Annotated in this window: 10 protein-coding genes and 1 pseudogene; all 11 read right to left on the bottom strand. The window is 50.4% G+C overall.

Annotation, left to right across the window (positions count from 1 at the left end; translation table 11 throughout):
* Nucleotides 1-10 precede the first annotated feature (10 nt).
* The 11 genes and pseudogenes from HMPREF9441_RS09225 to HMPREF9441_RS09175 all read right to left on the bottom strand — a co-directional run bounded on the left by HMPREF9441_RS09225 (nt 11) and on the right by HMPREF9441_RS09175 (nt 18,885).
* Entirely contained in the window at nt 11-1,996 is a 1,986-nt protein-coding gene (locus HMPREF9441_RS09225) for a sialate O-acetylesterase (RefSeq protein ID WP_008620446.1), read from the bottom strand.
* 500 nt (nt 1,997-2,496) lie between these two features.
* A complete protein-coding gene (locus HMPREF9441_RS09220) occupies nt 2,497-4,857 on the bottom strand; it encodes a glycoside hydrolase family 127 protein (protein ID WP_009392486.1) in 2,361 nt (786 codons plus the stop codon).
* 90 nt (nt 4,858-4,947) lie between these two features.
* The gene (locus tag HMPREF9441_RS09215) at nt 4,948-7,476 is read right to left on the bottom strand and encodes a glycoside hydrolase family 2 protein (protein WP_407946624.1); all 2,529 of its coding nucleotides are present in this window, start codon (nt 7,474-7,476) and stop codon (nt 4,948-4,950) included.
* A gap of 296 nt (nt 7,477-7,772) precedes the next feature.
* The gene (locus HMPREF9441_RS09210; protein WP_008620441.1) at nt 7,773-10,196 is read right to left on the bottom strand and encodes a glycoside hydrolase family 95 protein; all 2,424 of its coding nucleotides are present in this window, start codon (nt 10,194-10,196) and stop codon (nt 7,773-7,775) included.
* A 121-nt stretch (nt 10,197-10,317) separates the two neighbouring features.
* Nucleotides 10,318-11,145 (bottom strand): CE1 family esterase, encoded by an 828-nt coding sequence (locus tag HMPREF9441_RS09205; protein ID WP_253270813.1) that lies wholly within the window; start codon nt 11,143-11,145, stop codon nt 10,318-10,320.
* A 34-nt stretch (nt 11,146-11,179) separates the two neighbouring features.
* Nucleotides 11,180-12,022: pseudogene (locus HMPREF9441_RS09200) on the bottom strand (sialate O-acetylesterase); the annotation flags it as partial.
* A gap of 115 nt (nt 12,023-12,137) precedes the next feature.
* Nucleotides 12,138-13,766 carry a glycoside hydrolase family 43 protein gene (locus HMPREF9441_RS09195; RefSeq protein ID WP_008620426.1) on the bottom strand — a complete coding sequence of 543 codons (1,629 nt, stop codon included), beginning with the start codon at nt 13,764-13,766 and terminating at the stop codon, nt 12,138-12,140.
* A gap of 36 nt (nt 13,767-13,802) precedes the next feature.
* Entirely contained in the window at nt 13,803-15,113 is a 1,311-nt protein-coding gene (locus HMPREF9441_RS09190; protein ID WP_407946623.1) for a glycoside hydrolase family 43 protein, read from the bottom strand.
* A gap of 62 nt (nt 15,114-15,175) precedes the next feature.
* Nucleotides 15,176-16,546, bottom strand: a complete 1,371-nt coding sequence (locus HMPREF9441_RS09185; RefSeq protein WP_008620422.1) for a glycoside hydrolase family 43 protein — start codon at nt 16,544-16,546, stop codon at nt 15,176-15,178.
* A 15-nt stretch (nt 16,547-16,561) separates the two neighbouring features.
* Nucleotides 16,562-17,614 carry a glycoside hydrolase family 43 protein gene (locus HMPREF9441_RS09180; RefSeq protein ID WP_008620420.1) on the bottom strand — a complete coding sequence of 351 codons (1,053 nt, stop codon included), beginning with the start codon at nt 17,612-17,614 and terminating at the stop codon, nt 16,562-16,564.
* Nucleotides 17,615-17,718: 104 nt separating this feature from the next.
* On the bottom strand, nt 17,719-18,885 hold the full coding sequence (locus tag HMPREF9441_RS09175) for an alpha/beta hydrolase-fold protein (RefSeq protein ID WP_008620418.1): 1,167 nt from the start codon (nt 18,883-18,885) through the stop codon (nt 17,719-17,721).
* Nucleotides 18,886-18,919 lie beyond the last annotated feature (34 nt).

Here is an 18,919-nt window from a genome sequence, read left to right as displayed (position 1 = left end):
TGATTCTACATTACCAATTATCCGTACGGAAAGGAGCAGCCAACAACCCGTCTTTATTGCACAAATTGGCATCCGAAGGATTGTCACTCCACGCATACCGCACGGCTACAGGGTGTTTCACATCCTTACTGCTCACTACGACCTTGTTTCCTTTAATCACGGCATCCGTCCACACGAACTTCCGGTCTTCGCCGGCCACGGCAAAGTGTTTCAAGTCGCCTCCACGGCTTGCCAGCCCGCGTCCCACTTCAGTAAAAGAGATTACGACACGGTCGCCATCCACCTCCATACCTTTATATATAGGGCCGGAACAGACCACTTTCTCCCCGTAAATCAATTTGCGCGCCCCGAGAAACAACCGTTGCGCCACACTTTTCTTATCCAACGGATGAATGTCGTTCCATTCACCCACATCGTAGGTTACGGCCAAAGCTGTATAGGGAACCTCCGAAGCCGCTTGTAATTGCGCCTCCCGCAAACGTGCCCAACCACTATCCGTAGGACGGTCGTGCTTCTTCATATAATTAGGCAACTGCACCAAGAGAAAAGGCATGTCCGGCATCTGCCACGATTCACGCCAGTCCGCTATCAGGGATTTCAGCAACGACGCGTATTCCCCCGCCCGTCCGGCATTGTTCTCGCCTTGGTACCAAATGGCTCCCCGCACTTTCCAGTCCCGGATGGGATAAATCATACCGTTATACAATCCTGAGCCCACCATTTTTTGCTGCCGAAGCCGTTCAACGTATTCTTCCACACCGGTCCGGTCGATGCCGACTTTATACTTCCAAGTACCGCAGAGCGACACGGAATCCTCATCTCCCCTTATCACGTAGGGCTTGTCCGGCACGATTTCCCCATGGCCGTTCATCGCTGTAAGTTTCAGCGTCACGTTATTCTTGCCCTGCACCAACACACCGGCCGGAATGTCATATTTGCGTGGAGGACCGAAATATGAGGTGGTACCCACCAAATGCCCATTCACGAACACCGAATCACCGTCGGCCATACGTCCCATATAAATCCGCGCGTGCCGCCCCACCATGGAAGAAGGCAAATCGAAAGTCTTGCGGTACCATACGGAACCTTTCGTCCGGATACCGCGCTCATCCCATGTACCCGGCACTTCCGTCTCAGCCCAATCCGAATCATCGAAATCTTTCTGATTCCATCTGCCGGAACCTTTATCCTGACGGGATTCCTTCACTTTGCACACAGCCTCCTCGTCCACCAAGAGACGCGGAAAATCTTTCAGACGCTCCTGGCTGATCCACGACTCAATATCCGTACCTCCCTTGCTTGCCACCAACATGCCCACGGGTACATGGTAGCGGTTCCATACTTCCGTGGCGAAAAAATAAGCCAGTGAAGTCCAGTTCATGACTTCGGATGCAGTAGCCGAATGCCACACGGCATCCCCGGCAATTTCTTCCCTTACGCCATCCGTCACATCTTGCGAAGGCACTTTATAGTGACGTATCATGTGATTATTCGACACCGGTATCTCCGGAAACTTCTCCACCAGACGTTCGATAGGTGTCTCCTGGTTCGACTGCCCTCCGCAGAGATAGACATCCCCCACGAGTACGTCGCGTATCACTTTCTCATTCACTTCCATCAGAAACGGTCCTCCGGGCTGTTGCGGAGGCAGCATGACGTACCATTTCCCCGTCCCGTCGGCTTCTGTATAATAAGGTGTATCTCGGAAACGCACCGTGACTTTCTCACCAGGATCCGCCCACCCCCAAATTTTCAACTCGGTTTCCCGTTGAAGCACCATCCGGTCGCCCACCAATTTAGGCAGCCTGACCGCCGCCCATCCTTCGCCGCCTCCTACCAAACCGGCTAGGAACAAAAGCACCGGACTCACTTTTTTTAGACAAAAGAGCAAAAGAACAAATTTTGTTGTCGTAACTTTCTTCTGTCCTTCTGTTCTTCTGTCTAAAACAATAGGCTTCGGCTCATATCGGCCATTTTTTTCAACTAAAATATCCATTGCACTATAATGTTAAAACCATATCGCTTATCGTAGCCTGTTTTTAATGATTCAAAGATACACCTTCTATGCCTACTCGATTTTACGTCGTGTAACACATTTGTTTGCTCATGTTTCATTTGCAAAAAAAAATGCCGTAAGGTTTCATAATATAAAATATCCGCTACATATTCAAAAACGAAAAAAGAAAGAATATCCTAACTTTGCCATAGAGACAATCATAAAAGTGGAAATAGGTTTCATAATATAATGATTAGGTTAATGTTGGTTTTTCAGGTAGCCTTGTGTGAAGGTATCAGGATATTCAGGAGTTTCATAATTGGAAATTAGGTTAATGATTGGTTCTTAGGTGGTAGGATTGTTTAAGAGAAAAAGGATTGTTTTTGCAGGAAACCCCAAGCCGGATGTTACCCGGCTCACAAAAAAAACAGCAGACGGTCACACCCGTCTGCTGTTTTTTATTTATCGCGTTTCCGCTGAAAAGTCGTGTCCTGCCACGTCTACTTCTTTGCCGTCATCAGCCTTACCTCATACACGCGAGGAGTGGCTTTCTTCTCCGAAGGAGTGATTTTGACGGTCAGAACGTCCTTCCCGTCCATCTCGTCCGGCAAATCGAAATACGCCGTTTTCATCCCTCGTCCATCCACCGGACTTAGCATACCGACCGTACGTTCTTCTACCATAACCAAAGCGTCCGTATCAGCCATACCCCCCTCGTACTCCACACGCAAACGGGACACATCACGTCCATTCGTTTTCATGCGGTACGAGAACCAACCCTTTCCGGTAGCGTCACGCCAATGGCGGTCGTTGTGGCTTCCGTTACGTGACTGCTCCGACCTGATGAAATGATCGCTCTCCGGCTGCTGTTCCCCACAGATAACCTTATCCGCAGTAGCAGCCTCCAGTTCGTTCTTCTCCCGTTCCGAACGAGCCAAAGCCTCCTGCTGGGCTTTCAGCTTATCGGGAGAAATCACCGGCCAATACACCATGTAACGGCATTCATACAGGCAATTGAACGGCTCTAACGTCATTCCTTCATAACGTTCGGGATACACCCCACGAAGTTTGAACTCCAACGGCTTTCCTTCCACCTTCTCGATATGGGATAAAAGGTCGTCTTTGTCACCTACAATGACCGGCATATCCTGCAAAGGCCACTGCGGACCGGAAGCCACATGTCCTCCACGGCTATCATCAGCAAACAGACCTACCTGCTCCTGTTTCCCCATGCGCGAAGCCAACACTATTGGGCCGTACATAAAAGAATAGTTATCCGAACCATCGGGCAGAGCGGCCACACGCAAAGACATCGGCAACGTCAGCCGCACTTCGTCTCCATCGGCCCATTTGCGGCTTACCGTCACATAACCGCCGGATACCGACACGGGTTGAGCCGTCCCGTTCACCGTCAGTTCCATCTGGGAAACGTCCGTCCACTCCGGCACACGGAACTTCACCGTGAACTCTTTCGCCTTACCGCACGACAGGTGAAGGGTGGTAGCCTCTTCATAAGGGAAACCCGTGAGTTGCTCCACGCGCACCTTCCCCCACTGCAACACCGAAGGAATAAACAGGTTGACATACAGTTCATCCTCGCTGTGGCCGTAAATCATCTCTCCGTATTTGGCATGGTTTTCCATTCCGGAGCCCACACAACACCAGAAACTCGTCTGCGGTTGGGAATATACCCGATAATGCCCCGAACGCATCGGCGTAAAATATACGAAACCTCCCTGCACCGGATCTATGGTAGACAAAATGTGATTGTACAACGCCCGTTCGTAATAGTCCATATAATGTACGTCCGCACTGGTCTGGTACAACATTTTGGTCAGCCGCAGCATATTATACGTATTACAGGTCTCAGGCCCCTGCTCGCTCGTCAGCATACTGGAGAAATCCTCCGAAGGATGGAAATGCTCACGCACACTGTTGCCGCCGATAGAGATGCTGCGCCGCTCCACCACCGTCTCCCAAAAGAAACGTGCCGCATCGTCCCAACCCTCATCGCCTTGCAAGTCCGCTATGCGCTTGTAACCGATGACTTTCGGGATTTGGGTATTGGCATGCTTGCCTGTCAGTCGGTCTTCATGTTCCAACAGCGGGTCGAGAATCTCACGGTGCGAGAAACGGCGAGCCAGTTGCAAATAGTTGTCCTTTCCCGTCAAGTCGGCCACATCGGCAAACACCTCGTTCAATCCCCCGTGTTCGCTGCGCAACATGTCCTGTATCTGTTCGTCGCTCAGGTCTTTCGTCAGATTCATCATCCAATCGGTCAACTTTACCAACATGTCACGCGCCTCCTTACTTCCCGCCAAAAGGTAAGCATCCCGCAAACCGGCATAAGTCTTATGGATATTGTACAACGGTACCCATCCTCCATTCAGTCCGAAAGAGGAAGCTTGGATGTCCCCTTTAGACACAGCTTCCCATATTTTACGTCCGTTCGGTGCGCCACACAAGTAACCGTCACCGGCAGCGTCTTGGGCACGTTTCAATTCGGACAACATGTAGTCCAACCTCTGTTTGATTTCTTCGTCTCCGGTGGCGGCATACATATAGGAAAGCGCCGAAACGTAATGTCCCCCGATATGACCGTCCAGACCCGTATTTTCCCAGTTGGTATAATTATCAGCTTTCGGTTCTAATCCTGCACCTTTCAAATAAGGCGCCAAAAGACGGTCGGGATCCAACCCGAGTAAATAACGGACGTCCAAATCCTCCGCATGTTTGAACGGACTTTGCGTCAATCTAACGTCGTTCAACGGGAAAGTCTCCACTTTCACCGGAATCCGGGCATTCGCCGAGACCCATACAAGCAACAGCGATGCCGAACATAATGATCTTAATACATTCATATATACTTCCTATTAATATTGGATTTTACAGCGTTAATTTATAAGAATATAGCTTTTCACGCACGAATATACGACTTTTTCGGAAATATTTCAAAAAGTCGGTAATATTCCTTGCACTTCCACTTCAGCTAAAGCCGGACATTTTCTTTGCGGACCGTCTGGAAAAGAAAAACGGATAAAACGAGCCTTCACCGGTCTTTTCCAAGCCGATTTCCACCAAGCATCTTCCCATTCCCCGACCGACGGCATGATTTCCCAATTCACTTGATCCGCCGACAACTCCACTTTGAACGTCCCGACATAATGCTCTGCAAAAAGGACGCTCACGCCATACAAATCCAACGTACGCTCTACGTCTAATGTCAAATAGGGAGCCGCATCGCTTTCTTTCGGTTTCCAATAAGTGGAATTATTTCCATCGGTAGCCCTACCCGGAGAATACCCTTCGGCCGAAGTACTGGCAAAAGTAGGACTATTCGGGCCGTAAGTCTGTAGTTCAGGCTTCACACGATGGGTAGCAAAGCGTACATACGGGCGCGAAAGAACCTGGACGGACTTGCCTTCTTCATACTCCGGCGCACCTGTAAATTCCAGTTGCACACGCCCGGATTCCAATCCGGACGAGGATGCCTCCACTACCGTATGTCCGGCATAATAGGCCCGCAAGGCCATGGCTGCCTTACCGTCTGCAATCCGTATGTCGCTATCGGCAGAAAAAGTGATGGAACGCCCCGTCGGGAACTCTCCCGGCCCCGAAAGCACGGAAAGTGTGACATCCGGACTATTACTTAACTCACGCCCGTCTCGGTCCAACACCGTAACCACTAATTGCACATCGTCCGTACCATCGGCCAAAATGTCTGTTGTTTTCGAAGCTTCCAGACGGAGACGCGCGGGTACTCCTTCTTGCGGCCACGCAGGAGGCACCTCATGTCCATATTCATTGCGATACCAATACCACGCACGCTTGGGAAGGCGAAAATAATCCACGATACCCATCCGCGCCATGTTTTCTCCGAAAAGACTACCATGGTCGAACCCGCACCAAATCGCCTGTCCGCTTCTCCATTCACGGCCTTTCCAACCTTCGTCCCGGCCCAAATCGCCCCAACCGGCCATATATTTGCCGGGCCGCCCGGCGGTCGTACTGCCGTACTCCGTCACCACGCTGGGAATGCCGGGCTGTTGGAAGTCTGCGATGTTCGCTCCATCACCATTATATCCGGCCACATCCCCAATCCCGTCTATACGGTCTTTTCCCAACGGCCGTTGGGCCCCTCCCACGGCGGCCTTGCGCGTAGGGTCAAGCCGATGAGCGGTATCTACCATCTTTTTCAAGAGCGACTTAACTCCCGGAATGGTCTTCCCGTCGGTAAAGAAAGGTTCGTTACACATGCTCCATACGAACACAGAAGGGTGATTGCGGTGAATGCGTATCATCTCTTCCAACTGCCTGAGCACATTCCGCTCAAATCCCTCGATGTCTTGTTCCTTCACGGGATAAGCACTGGCCGTCCAGCCGCCATCCACTTTCGGGCCGGCCGTACCCCAAAACGAGACTTCAGACCAAAAGAGCATGCCCTCACGGTCACAAGCGTCCGAAAAAGCCGGAGCATGGGGATAATGGCTACCGCGAATCATGTCAAAACCGACTTCCTTCATCATCCGTACGTCGCGGCGCATAGCTTCCTCAGTGACAGCGTCTCCCCATCCGGCATGATCCTGATGTACATTCGCACCCCGGAAAAAGAAATGCTTCCCGTTCAAAAAGAAACCTTTGTCGGCCGTCCACTCAAACCAACGGAAACCGAACGCCACTTCTTCACTATCCACCAATTTACGCCCTTTGTACAGGCTACACACCACCGAATACAGGTGAGGATGCGACGGATGCCACAAAGCCACGCCCTCTATTTCATCGGTCACTAAGTCGAACTGTACCGAACTTTGTGCTTCCACGCGCCGGACAGCTTTATGTTCGGTCACGATGCGCCGGTTCTCATCCAATACCTGTACTCTCAATTCGTATGCTCCTCCCTCGTCCGCCATATTTCGCACATCGGTCTGTACACGTACCGACGATGAACGTCCCTTATGCGCGGCCAAGGTAGGTGTCGTCACAAACGTGCCATACCAATCCATGTGCACGGAGGGCTTCTTCACCAAACGCACGTTGCGGTAGATGCCTCCACTGAACACATGTTCGCCGCCGCGCGGAGCCACGTCGCCCCGCCACAGATTGTTTACCCTTACGGCAATGTTGTTCTCTCCCTCTTTCACGTAGGGCGTGAGGCGTACGTTGAAACCGGTGTAGCCCCCTTCGTGCGTACCAGCCAAGTGACCATTCATATACACTTCCGCCACTTGGAACACGCCATCGAATTCCAAAAATATTTCCCGTTCCAAATCTTCCTTATCCAACACCACGGTCCTACGATACCAACCGTAACCGGTATAGAAATCTTTCCATAGGAAATAAGGTATGCTGAACGAATGAGGCAATCCGATATGCTCCCATGCCGAATCGTCATAATCAGTCCGTTCCGCCCCCGGATGGTCGCCCCGTTGGTATGTCCATTCACGGTTCAGATTCACCACCTCCCGGCCATCCGTATTCATGGCCTGCACTCCCCAAACGACCCCACAAAGCCAACACCACCCTATCCATATTGCTTTTTTCATCCTTACACTTTATTATATGAATATAAAAGTACATAAAGGTTTCGCCAGATAAAAAACAAAAGCCCTCATAACCAAACACTTGAAAAAGTGCGCCAAACTGCATTTTATTCTCCTGAGATTGATTTTCCATTCGGCTGAGAACGATTTTTCAATCTCAGGCGAATGAAAAATCAATTTCAGGACACTCATCCGGCACAGACAAACCTTTTACAAACAAACATCCATTCCATGCTTTACCCAGCACGGAATTTATAAGTTTTTCCGGGCCGGGTCTGCACATCATATTCATACACTTCGGGCACGGACACTTGCGGACGGTCTTTCAACTCGGAAGAGAACAAGGGTTCTTTGATGTCGGCCGGTGACAACATTTCATTAGGACATGCGCCTGATGCCTTCCGCAAACCCTTACCCTTCAAAGGCACATAGGAACGCAGGCGAAGCGTGCCGCCCACGGTGGAACGTACGGTAGCCTCAGACAGACGGCCATCTGTCCACTCCATATCCACTTCGTAACCTCCACGTGCCCGCAAACCTTTCACGCTGCCTTCTTTCCACACATCGGGCAAGGCCGGTAACAGATGCACCGCCCCGTCGTGGCTTTGCAACAGCATTTCGGCAATGCCGGCAGCCGCTCCGAAGTTTCCGTCGATTTGGAAAGGTGGATGGGCATCGAACATATTGGGATAGGTGCGCCCTTCGGGATATTCATTCGCTACGGCATCACTGGGCAGCAACTGAAGCATGTTGCTTATCAGACGATAGGCATGATTACCGTCCAACATGCGTGCCCAGAAGTTGATTTTCCAACCAATGCTCCACCCGGTAGCCTTGTCTCCACGCTGTTCCAATGTGGTACGGGCTGCCCGAAATAGTTCGGGGTACAAGAACGGAGAAACCTGATTACTGGGATAAAGGCCATAAAGATGGGAAATGTGGCGATGCTCGTCCTTCGGGTCGTCCACATCCTGAAGCCATTCCTGCAACTGGCCGTGCCGCCCGACTTGCATGGGGGGCAGCTTGTCGAGCATCTGCGCCAGAGAATCGCGGAAGGCGGCATCATCGCCCACAATCTCAGAAGCCAGCAAAGTGTTGCGTAGGGCATCGAACACGATTTGATTATCCATGGTGCAACCTGCCGTTACCGGACCGTGCTCGGGCGACACCGAAGGAGCCACCACCCACCACTTGTAGGAAGGATGTTCGACGAGGAAATCCAAAAAGAAACGAGCCGTACCCTTCAATACCGGATAATAGGTTTTCAGGAAATCTTTATCCGCAGTGAACAGGTAGTGTTGCCACAGATGCTGGGCCAACCATGCACCTCCGCTCGGCCACATACCAGCCGCCGCAAAATCCACCACGCCGCAGATACGCCAAAGGTCGGTGTTATGGTGAGCCACCCAGCCCCCGCAACCATACATTTCACGCGCCGTTTTCGCTCCTGTCACGGACAAGTCTTCCAACATGGAGAACAAAGGCTGGTGCATCTCACTCAAGTTAGCCACTTCGGCCAGCCAGTAGTTCATCTCGGTATTGATATTGATGGTATATTTGCTGTCCCAAGGGGCATTCGTACTGCGATTCCAGATGCCTTGCAGATTGGCAGGTTGTCCACCGGGCTGTGAAGAGGAAATCAACAAATAACGGCCATATTGGAACAAAAGGGTAGCCAACGACGGGTCGTTTCCTTGACTGAAGTCCCGGATACGCAACGTCGTCTCTTTCGACGAAGCTGCCGTCACACCCAAGTCCAACTGCACCCGCCCGAACAACTTCCGGTAATAAGCCACATGGTTTTCCAAAGCTTTCTTATAAGGTATCTGAACGGCACGCTGCAAACAACAGTCGGCACGGGCTGCCGCATCTCCGCTCACATCGTGATAGTTCACGTAATTCGTAGCAGCCGACAAGTAAAGCGTGGCTTCCGTGGCACCAGTCACCTTCAAATTTTTTCCCTCGGTGATCGTCTGGCCGTCGCTGACCACTTTCACACGGCACTCGGCACGCAAAGCAGCCTTTACGCCTTCTTGGTCTTTTCCCTCACAAGTGATGGTAAGCAGGTCTCCTTCGGCGCTGACCTCATGCTTTAAAGGAGCATCGTAGCTCACCGTGAAAGCCAAAGCTCCGGCTTTGTCGGCCTGTAGGCGCACCACAATCACGCTGTCCGTGAAAGAGGCAAACACCCTGCGGGTATAAGTCACTCCATCCACTTTGTAACGGGTGGTAGCCGTGGCATCCTCTATGTTCAAATCACGGTAAAATTCCGTAGCCTCCTCATGTCCCGGGAAATCCAAGAAAAGACTTCCCATCGTCAGATAACTCATACCGTCCTTGTGTGCCAAGAAATTGGCATCGACCAATTGTTGGGCTTCGCGTGTCTTTCCCTGAAATATCAGATTCCGCACCACCGGCAAGACGTACAGCGCGTTTGTGTTATTATTGTCGTAAGGGCCACCTGCCCAGAACGTCTCTTCGTTCAACTGCAATTCTTCGCGTCCCGTGCCGCCATACACCATAGCTCCCAATCTGGAATTACCCACGGGCAAAGCCTCCGTCCAATCCTTAGCAGGCTTGCTGTACCAGAGTTTCAGTTCTCCGGCCCATGCCACACTACTACATAAGAGGAGTAGCACCCCTAATAAATTCTTTTTCATCGTACTTGATTTTTCAATATTTCCTAACCTCTTGCAAAGATATATAAATAAGTGTTTTTAGCCCTAAAATACAGAAAAAATTCCCAACCCTTTTTATCTTCTAATGTTACCGTCGCGAGATTTACTTCTCCCCCAACGAATAACGCTTGCAGAAATTCCATATTTCCTCCGTCGTCATGACACTGGCCGGGTCGTTGGAATGCCAATGTCCTTTGCCCTCTATCGAAATGAGCACGACCTCCACACCGTCTTTTCCACCGGTATATCGGGTATAATCGGCCACAGAGTTCGGCTTATCGGAGGGATAAGGCTTAATGACCTCCGGAGTCATGTTACAGCCGTCAAAAGCCGCCCACTTTTTCACGTAATCCGGTATACTTCCGTATCCTCCGTCCGGATGATTGGCATCTCCATTATAATATACCACATTATCGGCTGTACCATGCGTATGGATGACGGGTACGGCACGTCCGCCGGAAGGATTACGGTAGTCTACGGGAATACCGCTCACCGGACCGAAGGCCGCAATCTTATCACTCATCCGTGCCATAGCATGATATGTCATCATACCACCCATGGAAAAGCCGGACAGGTACACCCGGTTACGGTCGATATGATAACGATTGTACATCGTGTCGATAATCGTCTCCAAGAACTTTATATCCGTATCGCCGGATATGTCCCAAGCCTTGTTGACTCCATTGGGATAGACCACCACGAACTTGGCCGTATCAGCCACGGCCTCCCAATTTGCCTGCCCTTTCTGATAGTTGGCATCCTGGTTCAGTCCGTGCAGTGAAATGACTAAAGGCGGATTGTAAGGCAGCCCTTCGGGAGCGTATGTAATCATGTTACGGGTCGTGTCGCCCACCTTGATGCTCTCTTGCGCGTTCGCCAGCTGTCCCCATGCCCAAGCACAGAGCAGGCAAGTTCCTAAAAGTTTGTTCATTTGCATATAGTTCCAATTTTTAACGGCTATTCTTCCCTAAAAGGAATAACATTTTCTCGGCATAACGCCGTCCCAACTCACGGTAGCCGGCCGCATCGAAATGCAACGAATCCGTAGCGCACGTACATCCGGCAGAGGATACCACATCCGCTGTCGGAATCACTTGCGGAAGCGTCCGGATGATATTATTCATCGAAGCGCACACACCGCCTTGGTCGGCATGCACTACTTCCCCCGCCAATAAAGGTACGTCCTTCGCCTTGAGTCCGAGGTCTTTCAACAGACTTTCATAGACCATCTTCACCTTCTCCGGCCATGCCTTATCGCCGGTATTGGATTCGCCCTGATGAACCAAGATGCCTTTTATCACGCCATCCTTTTGAGCCAACCGTGCTATTTCCACAAGGTGCTCATACGGATTATTGGCGTATGCCTTCAACGGCGCTTTCATCCAGTCCGGTGCACGATGAGCCACATAACCGGATATGCTGTCTTTCATAAACGTCTCGATATGGCAACCGCCAATGGCCACGTTGATGACTCCGACACGGACATTTTTCGGCAAAGTGGCCACCAATGTACGCCCGAAATAATCCACCGGAGTAAGTCCCGTATTGGCACGGCAAAGCGGCGGTACGGCCGTATACCAATGTCCCTTCTCGCGTTTCCGTCCGGCATCGTCCACCGCAGCCATCATGCGGAAACGTTCGTCCACTCCGTTCATATCCCGGATTTCGGCACGTGCATTCCCCTCCATGTTCGACTGTCCAAAACAGAGGAAGACATAAAAATCCGGATCGGGTTTTCCGCCATCCTTTTGCGCCCATCCTCCCACGGAAGCGCACATCATACAAATGCCCAATATTATCTTTTTCATCGTTCTGTTTCTTTTTCTGCCATGTTATTCTTCAATCTCACTAACTTTTTGCATAAATCGCTCCCGCTCGGCAGAGGCAAGCAAGCTTTCCTCTGCGCTCGCTTAATCGCGATTTTCACTTTTCGGCTTTTTCATACCGGAAATAGTCTACATCCACGTAACCTCCAGCCGACTTCGTAGCATAATTGAATATCCCGAACTTCGTACCCATAAAAAGCTTCCGGTAATCGAAAAGCATTCTGAAATCCGAACCGATCTTCGTCCAATCCTTGCCGTCCATGCTGTAATAAAACTCTGCTATATCCCGTTTCAAACGGAAATCCGCATCGACACGCAGATACACTTTCTTTGTACGGGGAAGCTTCACTCGGGCGCATTCTTTACGTTCTACCCCAGTGACTTTCTTCTCCTTATCCGTCAACGAAACGACTTCCTCACTCATCACCAAGAACAAATCTTTCCCTTCTTTCTCTACCGTAAGAATACCGGAGTGTCCGTTGAATGCAGCCAAACCGGCACGGTCGCCGTCCTTCATTCCACCGACCTCCAATGCAAGACTTCCACTACATTCCGGCCCTTCCATCCTTTGGGTAAGCGTATTACGGGCCTCATACAGATTAGACACGACCTTATTGGTTTTCAAACGTAGGAATCCTTTGTGTTCTTTCAGTGTCCAAGCCTCATCCACGGGGTTGTGGTTCCACTGCCACTCCATCTTCAGCTTATCCCCGTCGAACTCATCGCCTACGACCAAGGGGATGACCGGTCCTCCTTTCACTGGAACTTCCATCGTTTCGGGTACCCGCCCGTCTTCATCACCCAACATAGGCCAACCGTCTATCCAATGACAGGGAGACAATGTCAGCACACGTCCTACGCCGCCCCGGTCTTGGAAAATCACACCATACCAATTCCCCTTGGCATCGTCCACAATCGTTCCCTGTCCCACATAGGGGAAACCGGCAAAATTATCGCACAGAATGACCTTCTTTTCGTATGGTCCGGTAATCTTATCAGCCCGATAACATAATTGACGGCGTTTACCACCATTGGGCCAAGAAATCATCAGGAGATAATATTTCCCGTCATGTTTGATTACGCGGCTACCTTCCAGCAAACCTTTCTCTTCCTCATCGCGAACCTGCAAGGTCATATCCACCCCACCTTCTTTCACACCGGACAAGTCTGCTTCCAACTCCGTGAGCTGCCCAGTACCATAAAAAACATACACTCGTCCGTCATCGTCGAAAAACAATGAAGCATCATGGAAATGCTTCATGCGACTGTGCAAAGTCCACCCTTTAGCCGGGTCGTCCGTTGTATATACAAAGGAACGGTAAGGTACGTCATTGGGAGAAAACAAAGCATAAAATTTACCGTCATGGTAACGGATGGAAGTGGCCCACTGCCCACGTCCATACACTGTACCTTCCTCCATATCGTACTTCGGTGTTTCATGCAGTTCATCGAAAAGATAGCTTACCGTTTCCCAATTCACCAAATCTCTGGAACGCATCACCGGCGCACCAGGCATCAGGTGCATGGTCGTGCTCACCATATAAAAATAATCACCCACACGAATCACATCGGGGTCGGGCACATCAGCCCAGACCACCGGATTCTTAAACGTTACAGCCTGCACTTCGGCTTGGTTCCTTTCCAAAGACACCGCCTCGCTCCAAGCCGCAGCAGAAAATGCCAAGGCGCATGCCAACGGCCATCTCCATATTTTATTTTGTATCATCGTTCATCCTCCTATATATATTAAGGTATAAAACTATTATTTTGAAAACATCCAATAATCGAAGTACATCAACCTTCCGGGTTGGTTGCCTTTGCAAATGAAATACAAATCATGTACCCCGGTAATTCGCTCTATTTCGGAAGAAACCAATGCCCAACGGTTATCCCCTCCGGTCATAGGCACTTTCAACGTGGCCAACAACCGCCCTTCCCGACTGTCGGCACGCACTTCCATCGTCACACCGCCGTTGTGCGTCGTGCCCACACGGGCCGTGATATGGGAAGCACCCTCTTCGCGGAAATCCACGTCCCTCACCTTAATATAAGCCCCGTCCTTCATGGCATTGACAAACACACCGACTTCCTCGTTCTGGGATGCTTTCATCCATTCGGAAAAAGCGATGGTTTCCGCCTCCGTCTTGCGGAAAGGATTCAGCGTCTCCAAACCCTTCTCTATCCCGGCAGTCATTTTCAGCGGAACAATCGAACCGTCTTTATTGAATTCCGCCTGTTCCACACATACCGAACGGGTAAAACCTCCGCCACCGGGCAAAGCTCCGTTGTGATAGAACAGGTAAGTATTCCCTTTATAGTCCACCATGCCGGGATGGTTGGTAAAGCTCCGCCCCTCGGTAGGCATCAACACACCACCGTACTTCCACGGACCTGTCGGGCTTTTGCTCGTGGAATAACCGAGATGCTCCGATATGGGTCCTCCGGCCCACAGCAAATAATACAAGTCCTTGCGTTTGTAAAGCCATGGCCCTTCTTCATACAACGTAGGACGCTCGGCCACATTGCCCTCACGCTTGCCGAATGCCTCCTCGGTCATCGGGACACGGACGATATCACCACTGTAGGAAATCATGTCTTCATTCAGTTTCACATAATAACAGAACGGATTCCCCCAATACAGATAAGCCTGCCCGTCGTCGTCGATAAAGACCGTTGGGTCGATGTCTCCCCGTTTGCTCTGAGCCAACGGCTTGCCCAACGGATCGTGGAACGGACCATAAGGGCTGTCCGCCACGGCCACACCGATGGCACCGCCACCCGACTTCATCGTCACGGGAACGTAAGCGTAAAACTTTCCGTCACGTTCCACGCATTGCATTGCCCAGGCATCTCCTTTTGCCCATGAGAAAGTCTCATAGGACAACACAGCCCCATGGTCGGTCCAGTTCACCATGTCGGTCGTGGAATACAGTTTCCATTCGTTCATGACAAACCACGTTGACGCGTCTTCGTCGTGACTGGTGTACAAAAACAACTTGCCGTCGTATACCATCGGAGCCGGGTCGGCCGTGTACATGGTTTGCACAATGGGGTTCTGTGCCGCCAACACCATCGGCAACCCAACCAATCCCCCGATACAATGTCTTAACTTACCTATTTTCATATCTTTCTTTTTCATTTAAAACACCAATAATCAAAATTAAACAATTCATGGGGCTTTTTCCCTTTACACACGAAATACAAATCGTGTACTCCCGTTACGCTTTTCACATCCGTAGCAAATTCTCCCCAATTCTCCCATTCTCCGGTATAAGGAATGCGCAACGTACCTATCACTTCTCCATCGCGTCCGTCTATGCGTAATTCCATCTCACCACCGTGATAACGGCTTGAAGCGGCTGCCACAAACCTCTTTGGCCCGGTTTCACCGAAATCCACGTCGCGCACCTTGATGTAATCTCCGTCATGTATCCCGGTGATATATACCCCTCTCTTTGCCGAAACAGCAGAAGTCACCCCTTCCGACCACGCAATAGTCTCGGCTTCCGTACAGCGGTAGGGGCTCAATGTACCCACACCCTGCTTCACCCCCTCACGCGTCATGTACAATTCCGGAATCGTCCCGTCGGAACCGTAAACAAACTCTTCCACACACACCGAACGGCAATAGCTGTGCCCTCCGGGCAAAGCATCATTATGATAGAAAAAGTAAGAATGCCCCTTGAAATCCACGATGCCCGGATGGTTAGTGTTGCTTCCTTTCTCCGTCGGCATGACCACACCTTGTGCCGTCCATTTTCCTCCGGCAGACTTCGCCGTGGAATAATGGATGGATTCGGGAAATCCTGAAGCGTAAACCAAATAATAATGCCCCTGCCTCTTATAAATCCATGGTGCTTCCGTAAAGCCTCCTGAAAAAGACGAAGCGTCCTTCCGGTCGATGGCCTCGATTTCTCCATCCAACGACACCATGTCGTCTTTCAACTTGACTCGGTAACACACGCCATTTCCCCAATATAACCATGCTTGTCCATCCTTATCCACAAACACGGACGGGTCGAGGTCATCCCAACTGTGTTTGGCGTATGTCGTCATGTCGTTCGTCACCAACGCACGTCCCAAAGCATCTCTAAAAGGACCATAGGGAGTATCGCCAATGGCCACGCCAATGGACGAGCCGGGCTTGAACTTGTTCTGCGAAGAAATATACCAATAGAACTTGCCATTCCGCTCGATACACTGTGCCGCACTGGCATCTCCCGCCGACCAATCGAAAGCACTCGTACGGAGCACCGCACCGTGGTCGGTCCAGTTTACCATATCCGTAGTCGTGTACAAGCGATACTCCCGCATCAGGTAGGCATTCCGGGGAGCATCCTTTTCGTCACACCCCACATATAAATATAAGGTGTCCCGGTACACCATCGGTGCCGGGTCGGCCGTATAATGCGTCTGCACTATCGGATTTTGTGCAGACAAAGCCATAGAAAACCAACCCAAAGACAAGGCCAACAATTTTTTTCCAACTTCCATTTTCTTCATCATTTCATCGTATAAAGATTACTTTACCGCACCGTCGGCGTTTACTGCATACTTCTTTACCTCTTTCGGTTCCTCCGGATAAGGATTGACCATCAGAGATACTTCGTCAGCCGTTTTGGGAGGTTGCGTCACTCCGTCCTCCGTCTGTTCCACGTACGCCATGGAACCATCCGGCATATAGTAAAGATAGTCCACACAAACACTCCTGCGACCTGTGGCTCCGGCCTGATTGCCGATCACAAGCGAGGCATTATGGTAGAACAGATACCATTGCCCTTTAAACTCCACGATTCCGGGATGTATCGTGAAACTGTTCTCCGCCATTCCTGTCAAAGCACCACGGTAAGTCCATGTCCCGCCGATAGATTCCGCCGTGGCATAGTGCATCATCTCACGCCCCTTTCCCATCGAAGCATAAGTCAGATAATATAAATCTCCCCGCTTATGCAACCAAGGACCTTCCACGTAATGAGGCAAATCAAGCACCTGTATCTCCCCCTCCAGCTCCGTCATATTAGGTTTAAGTTTGACTAAAAAACACGTGCCGTTTCCCCAACTTAACCAAGGTGTTCCCTCATCATCAATGAAAACCGTAGGGTCAATGTCATTCCACCAACCTCTTTTCCCATTCGGTGTCATGGCATCCGTAATCAACGGCTTACCGATGGCATCCTTAAAAGGTCCGGTCGGAGTATCGCCCACTGCCACACCTATTGCCTTACCGGGATAAGGATCGCCGGCCTGTGCTGTGGTATAATAATAGAACTTACCGTCTTTCTCCACTACTTGCGAAGCCCAAGCCTCGCCCACGGCCCACGAGAAATCTGTAGGCTTCAACACTGTCCCATGGTCGGTCCACGTCTTCATGTCTTTCGTGGAATAGCACAACCATTCCGTGATATTGAACATTTCTCCATCACGCGCCTCGTCGTGTCCCACGTAAAGGTATAGGGTTCCGTCATGGATCAATGGAGCCGGATCGGCCGTAAACTTATCTGTAATGACAGGATTGCCTTTCATCTCAAAAGTTTTTGCAGATTGCCTTTGCCCGTAGCCCCAAAGCGAAAGCATTAGGGCTCCGCCTAAAATCAAACATCTCCTTGTATTCATCTCGTGATCTTCTTATTTTTTCATTCAACCTTCTATAACTTCTTCTATAAATTTCTTCCATCTCCTCACTGCTTGAACAACAAAGGGAGGAACTCATTCAGGCAACGTCTCCACGTCAGCCATTCATGATGTGTACCGGGAGAGGCATAATATACATGGTTTATACCGGCCTCTTTAAGTGATTGGCTCATACGATCGCACCCCATACCCTCTTCCGTACCTTGTCCCAAGAAAAGTGTATGCACCTGCTTATTGAACTTATCAGCATCAGAAAAAACTCCACCATACACATCTGTTATATTTTGTCCCGGTGCCATCAGGATAGCTCCGCTAAAAGCCCCGATATGTGCGAACTGATCCAAATGGGTCAACGTGATTTGGAAAGTCTGGTGCCCGCCCCACGAAAGTCCGGCCATCGCACGATGGTCACGGTCTGTTTTTACACGAAACGTCTTCTCCACAAACGGTATAATGTCTCTCAACAGGATATTACCAAAAGAAGCACCGAACTCATCACGTGTCTCTCCTTTTTTTGTCCCGTGAATGTATCCGCAATCACCGTAATCCATTACCACAATCATAGGTTTGCATTTCCCGCTTGCTATCTGCCCGTCCAGAATATTGGCCATGTGCCCTTGTTCGTGCCACCCGCGTTCATCTTCACCCATACCATGTTGTAAATAAAGTACCGGATATTTACTTTTCGGTGAAGTCTCATATTCCGCCGGGGTATAGACAAAACAACGACGCACTTGCCCTTCCACTTCGGAATAGTACTGGCACTCACGCACCTGCCCATGGGCAATAGATTTGTTAAAAGTATAATATGCCGCCTCTTCTGGGGATTCCGGAACCTCTATTCCACTGGCCATACGTCCGCACCCGTAAAAACAATCGGAAGCCGGATCGGTTACCTGTACCCCATCTACAATGAAAAAGTAATAGTGGAAACCCACCACCAACGGGTCGGTCGTTACCGTCCACATCCCGTTGTTGTCTTTCGTCATAGGGTATTTCTTTCCACAGATATCTGCTTTCACGTCATAAGCCTCAGGAGCATACAAACGAAAGAGTGCCCGTCGTTGCTCGTCCACTTTCGGATATTCTGCCATCGGCACATTATAAATAGAACTTATCGCGGTTTGCGACCACGAGTTTTGCGTCCCACAAACGGTAATGGTTCCCCAAACAAAGGCCCACACTATTCTCGAATTCCATTTTCCTCTTTTCATATCTCGTTCTTATTAGTTCATAACTTTTGATTTC

Source organism: Paraprevotella clara YIT 11840 (genome assembly GCF_000233955.1).
Lineage (GTDB): Bacteria > Bacteroidota > Bacteroidia > Bacteroidales > Bacteroidaceae > Paraprevotella > Paraprevotella clara.
Note: the sequence above shows the minus strand (reverse complement) of the source record. Positions and strands in the feature narration are given on the sequence as shown.

Bases quoted from the DNA above. Each gene is read 5' to 3' on its own strand.
- HMPREF9441_RS09225 (WP_008620446.1), bottom strand. From the start codon at position 1,996: ATGGATATTTTAGTTGAAAAAAATGGCCGATATGAGCCGAAGCCTATT.
- HMPREF9441_RS09220 (WP_009392486.1), bottom strand. From the start codon at position 4,857: ATGAATGTATTAAGATCATTATGTTCGGCATCGCTGTTGCTTGTATGG.
- HMPREF9441_RS09215 (WP_407946624.1), bottom strand. From the start codon at position 7,476: ATGAATACGGATGGCCGGGAGGTGGTGAATCTGAACCGTGAATGGACA.
- HMPREF9441_RS09210 (WP_008620441.1), bottom strand. From the start codon at position 10,196: ATGAAAAAGAATTTATTAGGGGTGCTACTCCTCTTATGTAGTAGTGTG.
- HMPREF9441_RS09205 (WP_253270813.1), bottom strand. From the start codon at position 11,145: ATGAACAAACTTTTAGGAACTTGCCTGCTCTGTGCTTGGGCATGGGGA.
- HMPREF9441_RS09195 (WP_008620426.1), bottom strand. From the start codon at position 13,766: ATGATACAAAATAAAATATGGAGATGGCCGTTGGCATGCGCCTTGGCA.
- HMPREF9441_RS09190 (WP_407946623.1), bottom strand. From the start codon at position 15,113: ATGGTGTTGGCGGCACAGAACCCCATTGTGCAAACCATGTACACGGCC.
- HMPREF9441_RS09185 (WP_008620422.1), bottom strand. From the start codon at position 16,546: ATGATGAAGAAAATGGAAGTTGGAAAAAAATTGTTGGCCTTGTCTTTG.
- HMPREF9441_RS09180 (WP_008620420.1), bottom strand. From the start codon at position 17,614: ATGCTTTCGCTTTGGGGCTACGGGCAAAGGCAATCTGCAAAAACTTTT.
- HMPREF9441_RS09175 (WP_008620418.1), bottom strand. From the start codon at position 18,885: ATGAAAAGAGGAAAATGGAATTCGAGAATAGTGTGGGCCTTTGTTTGG.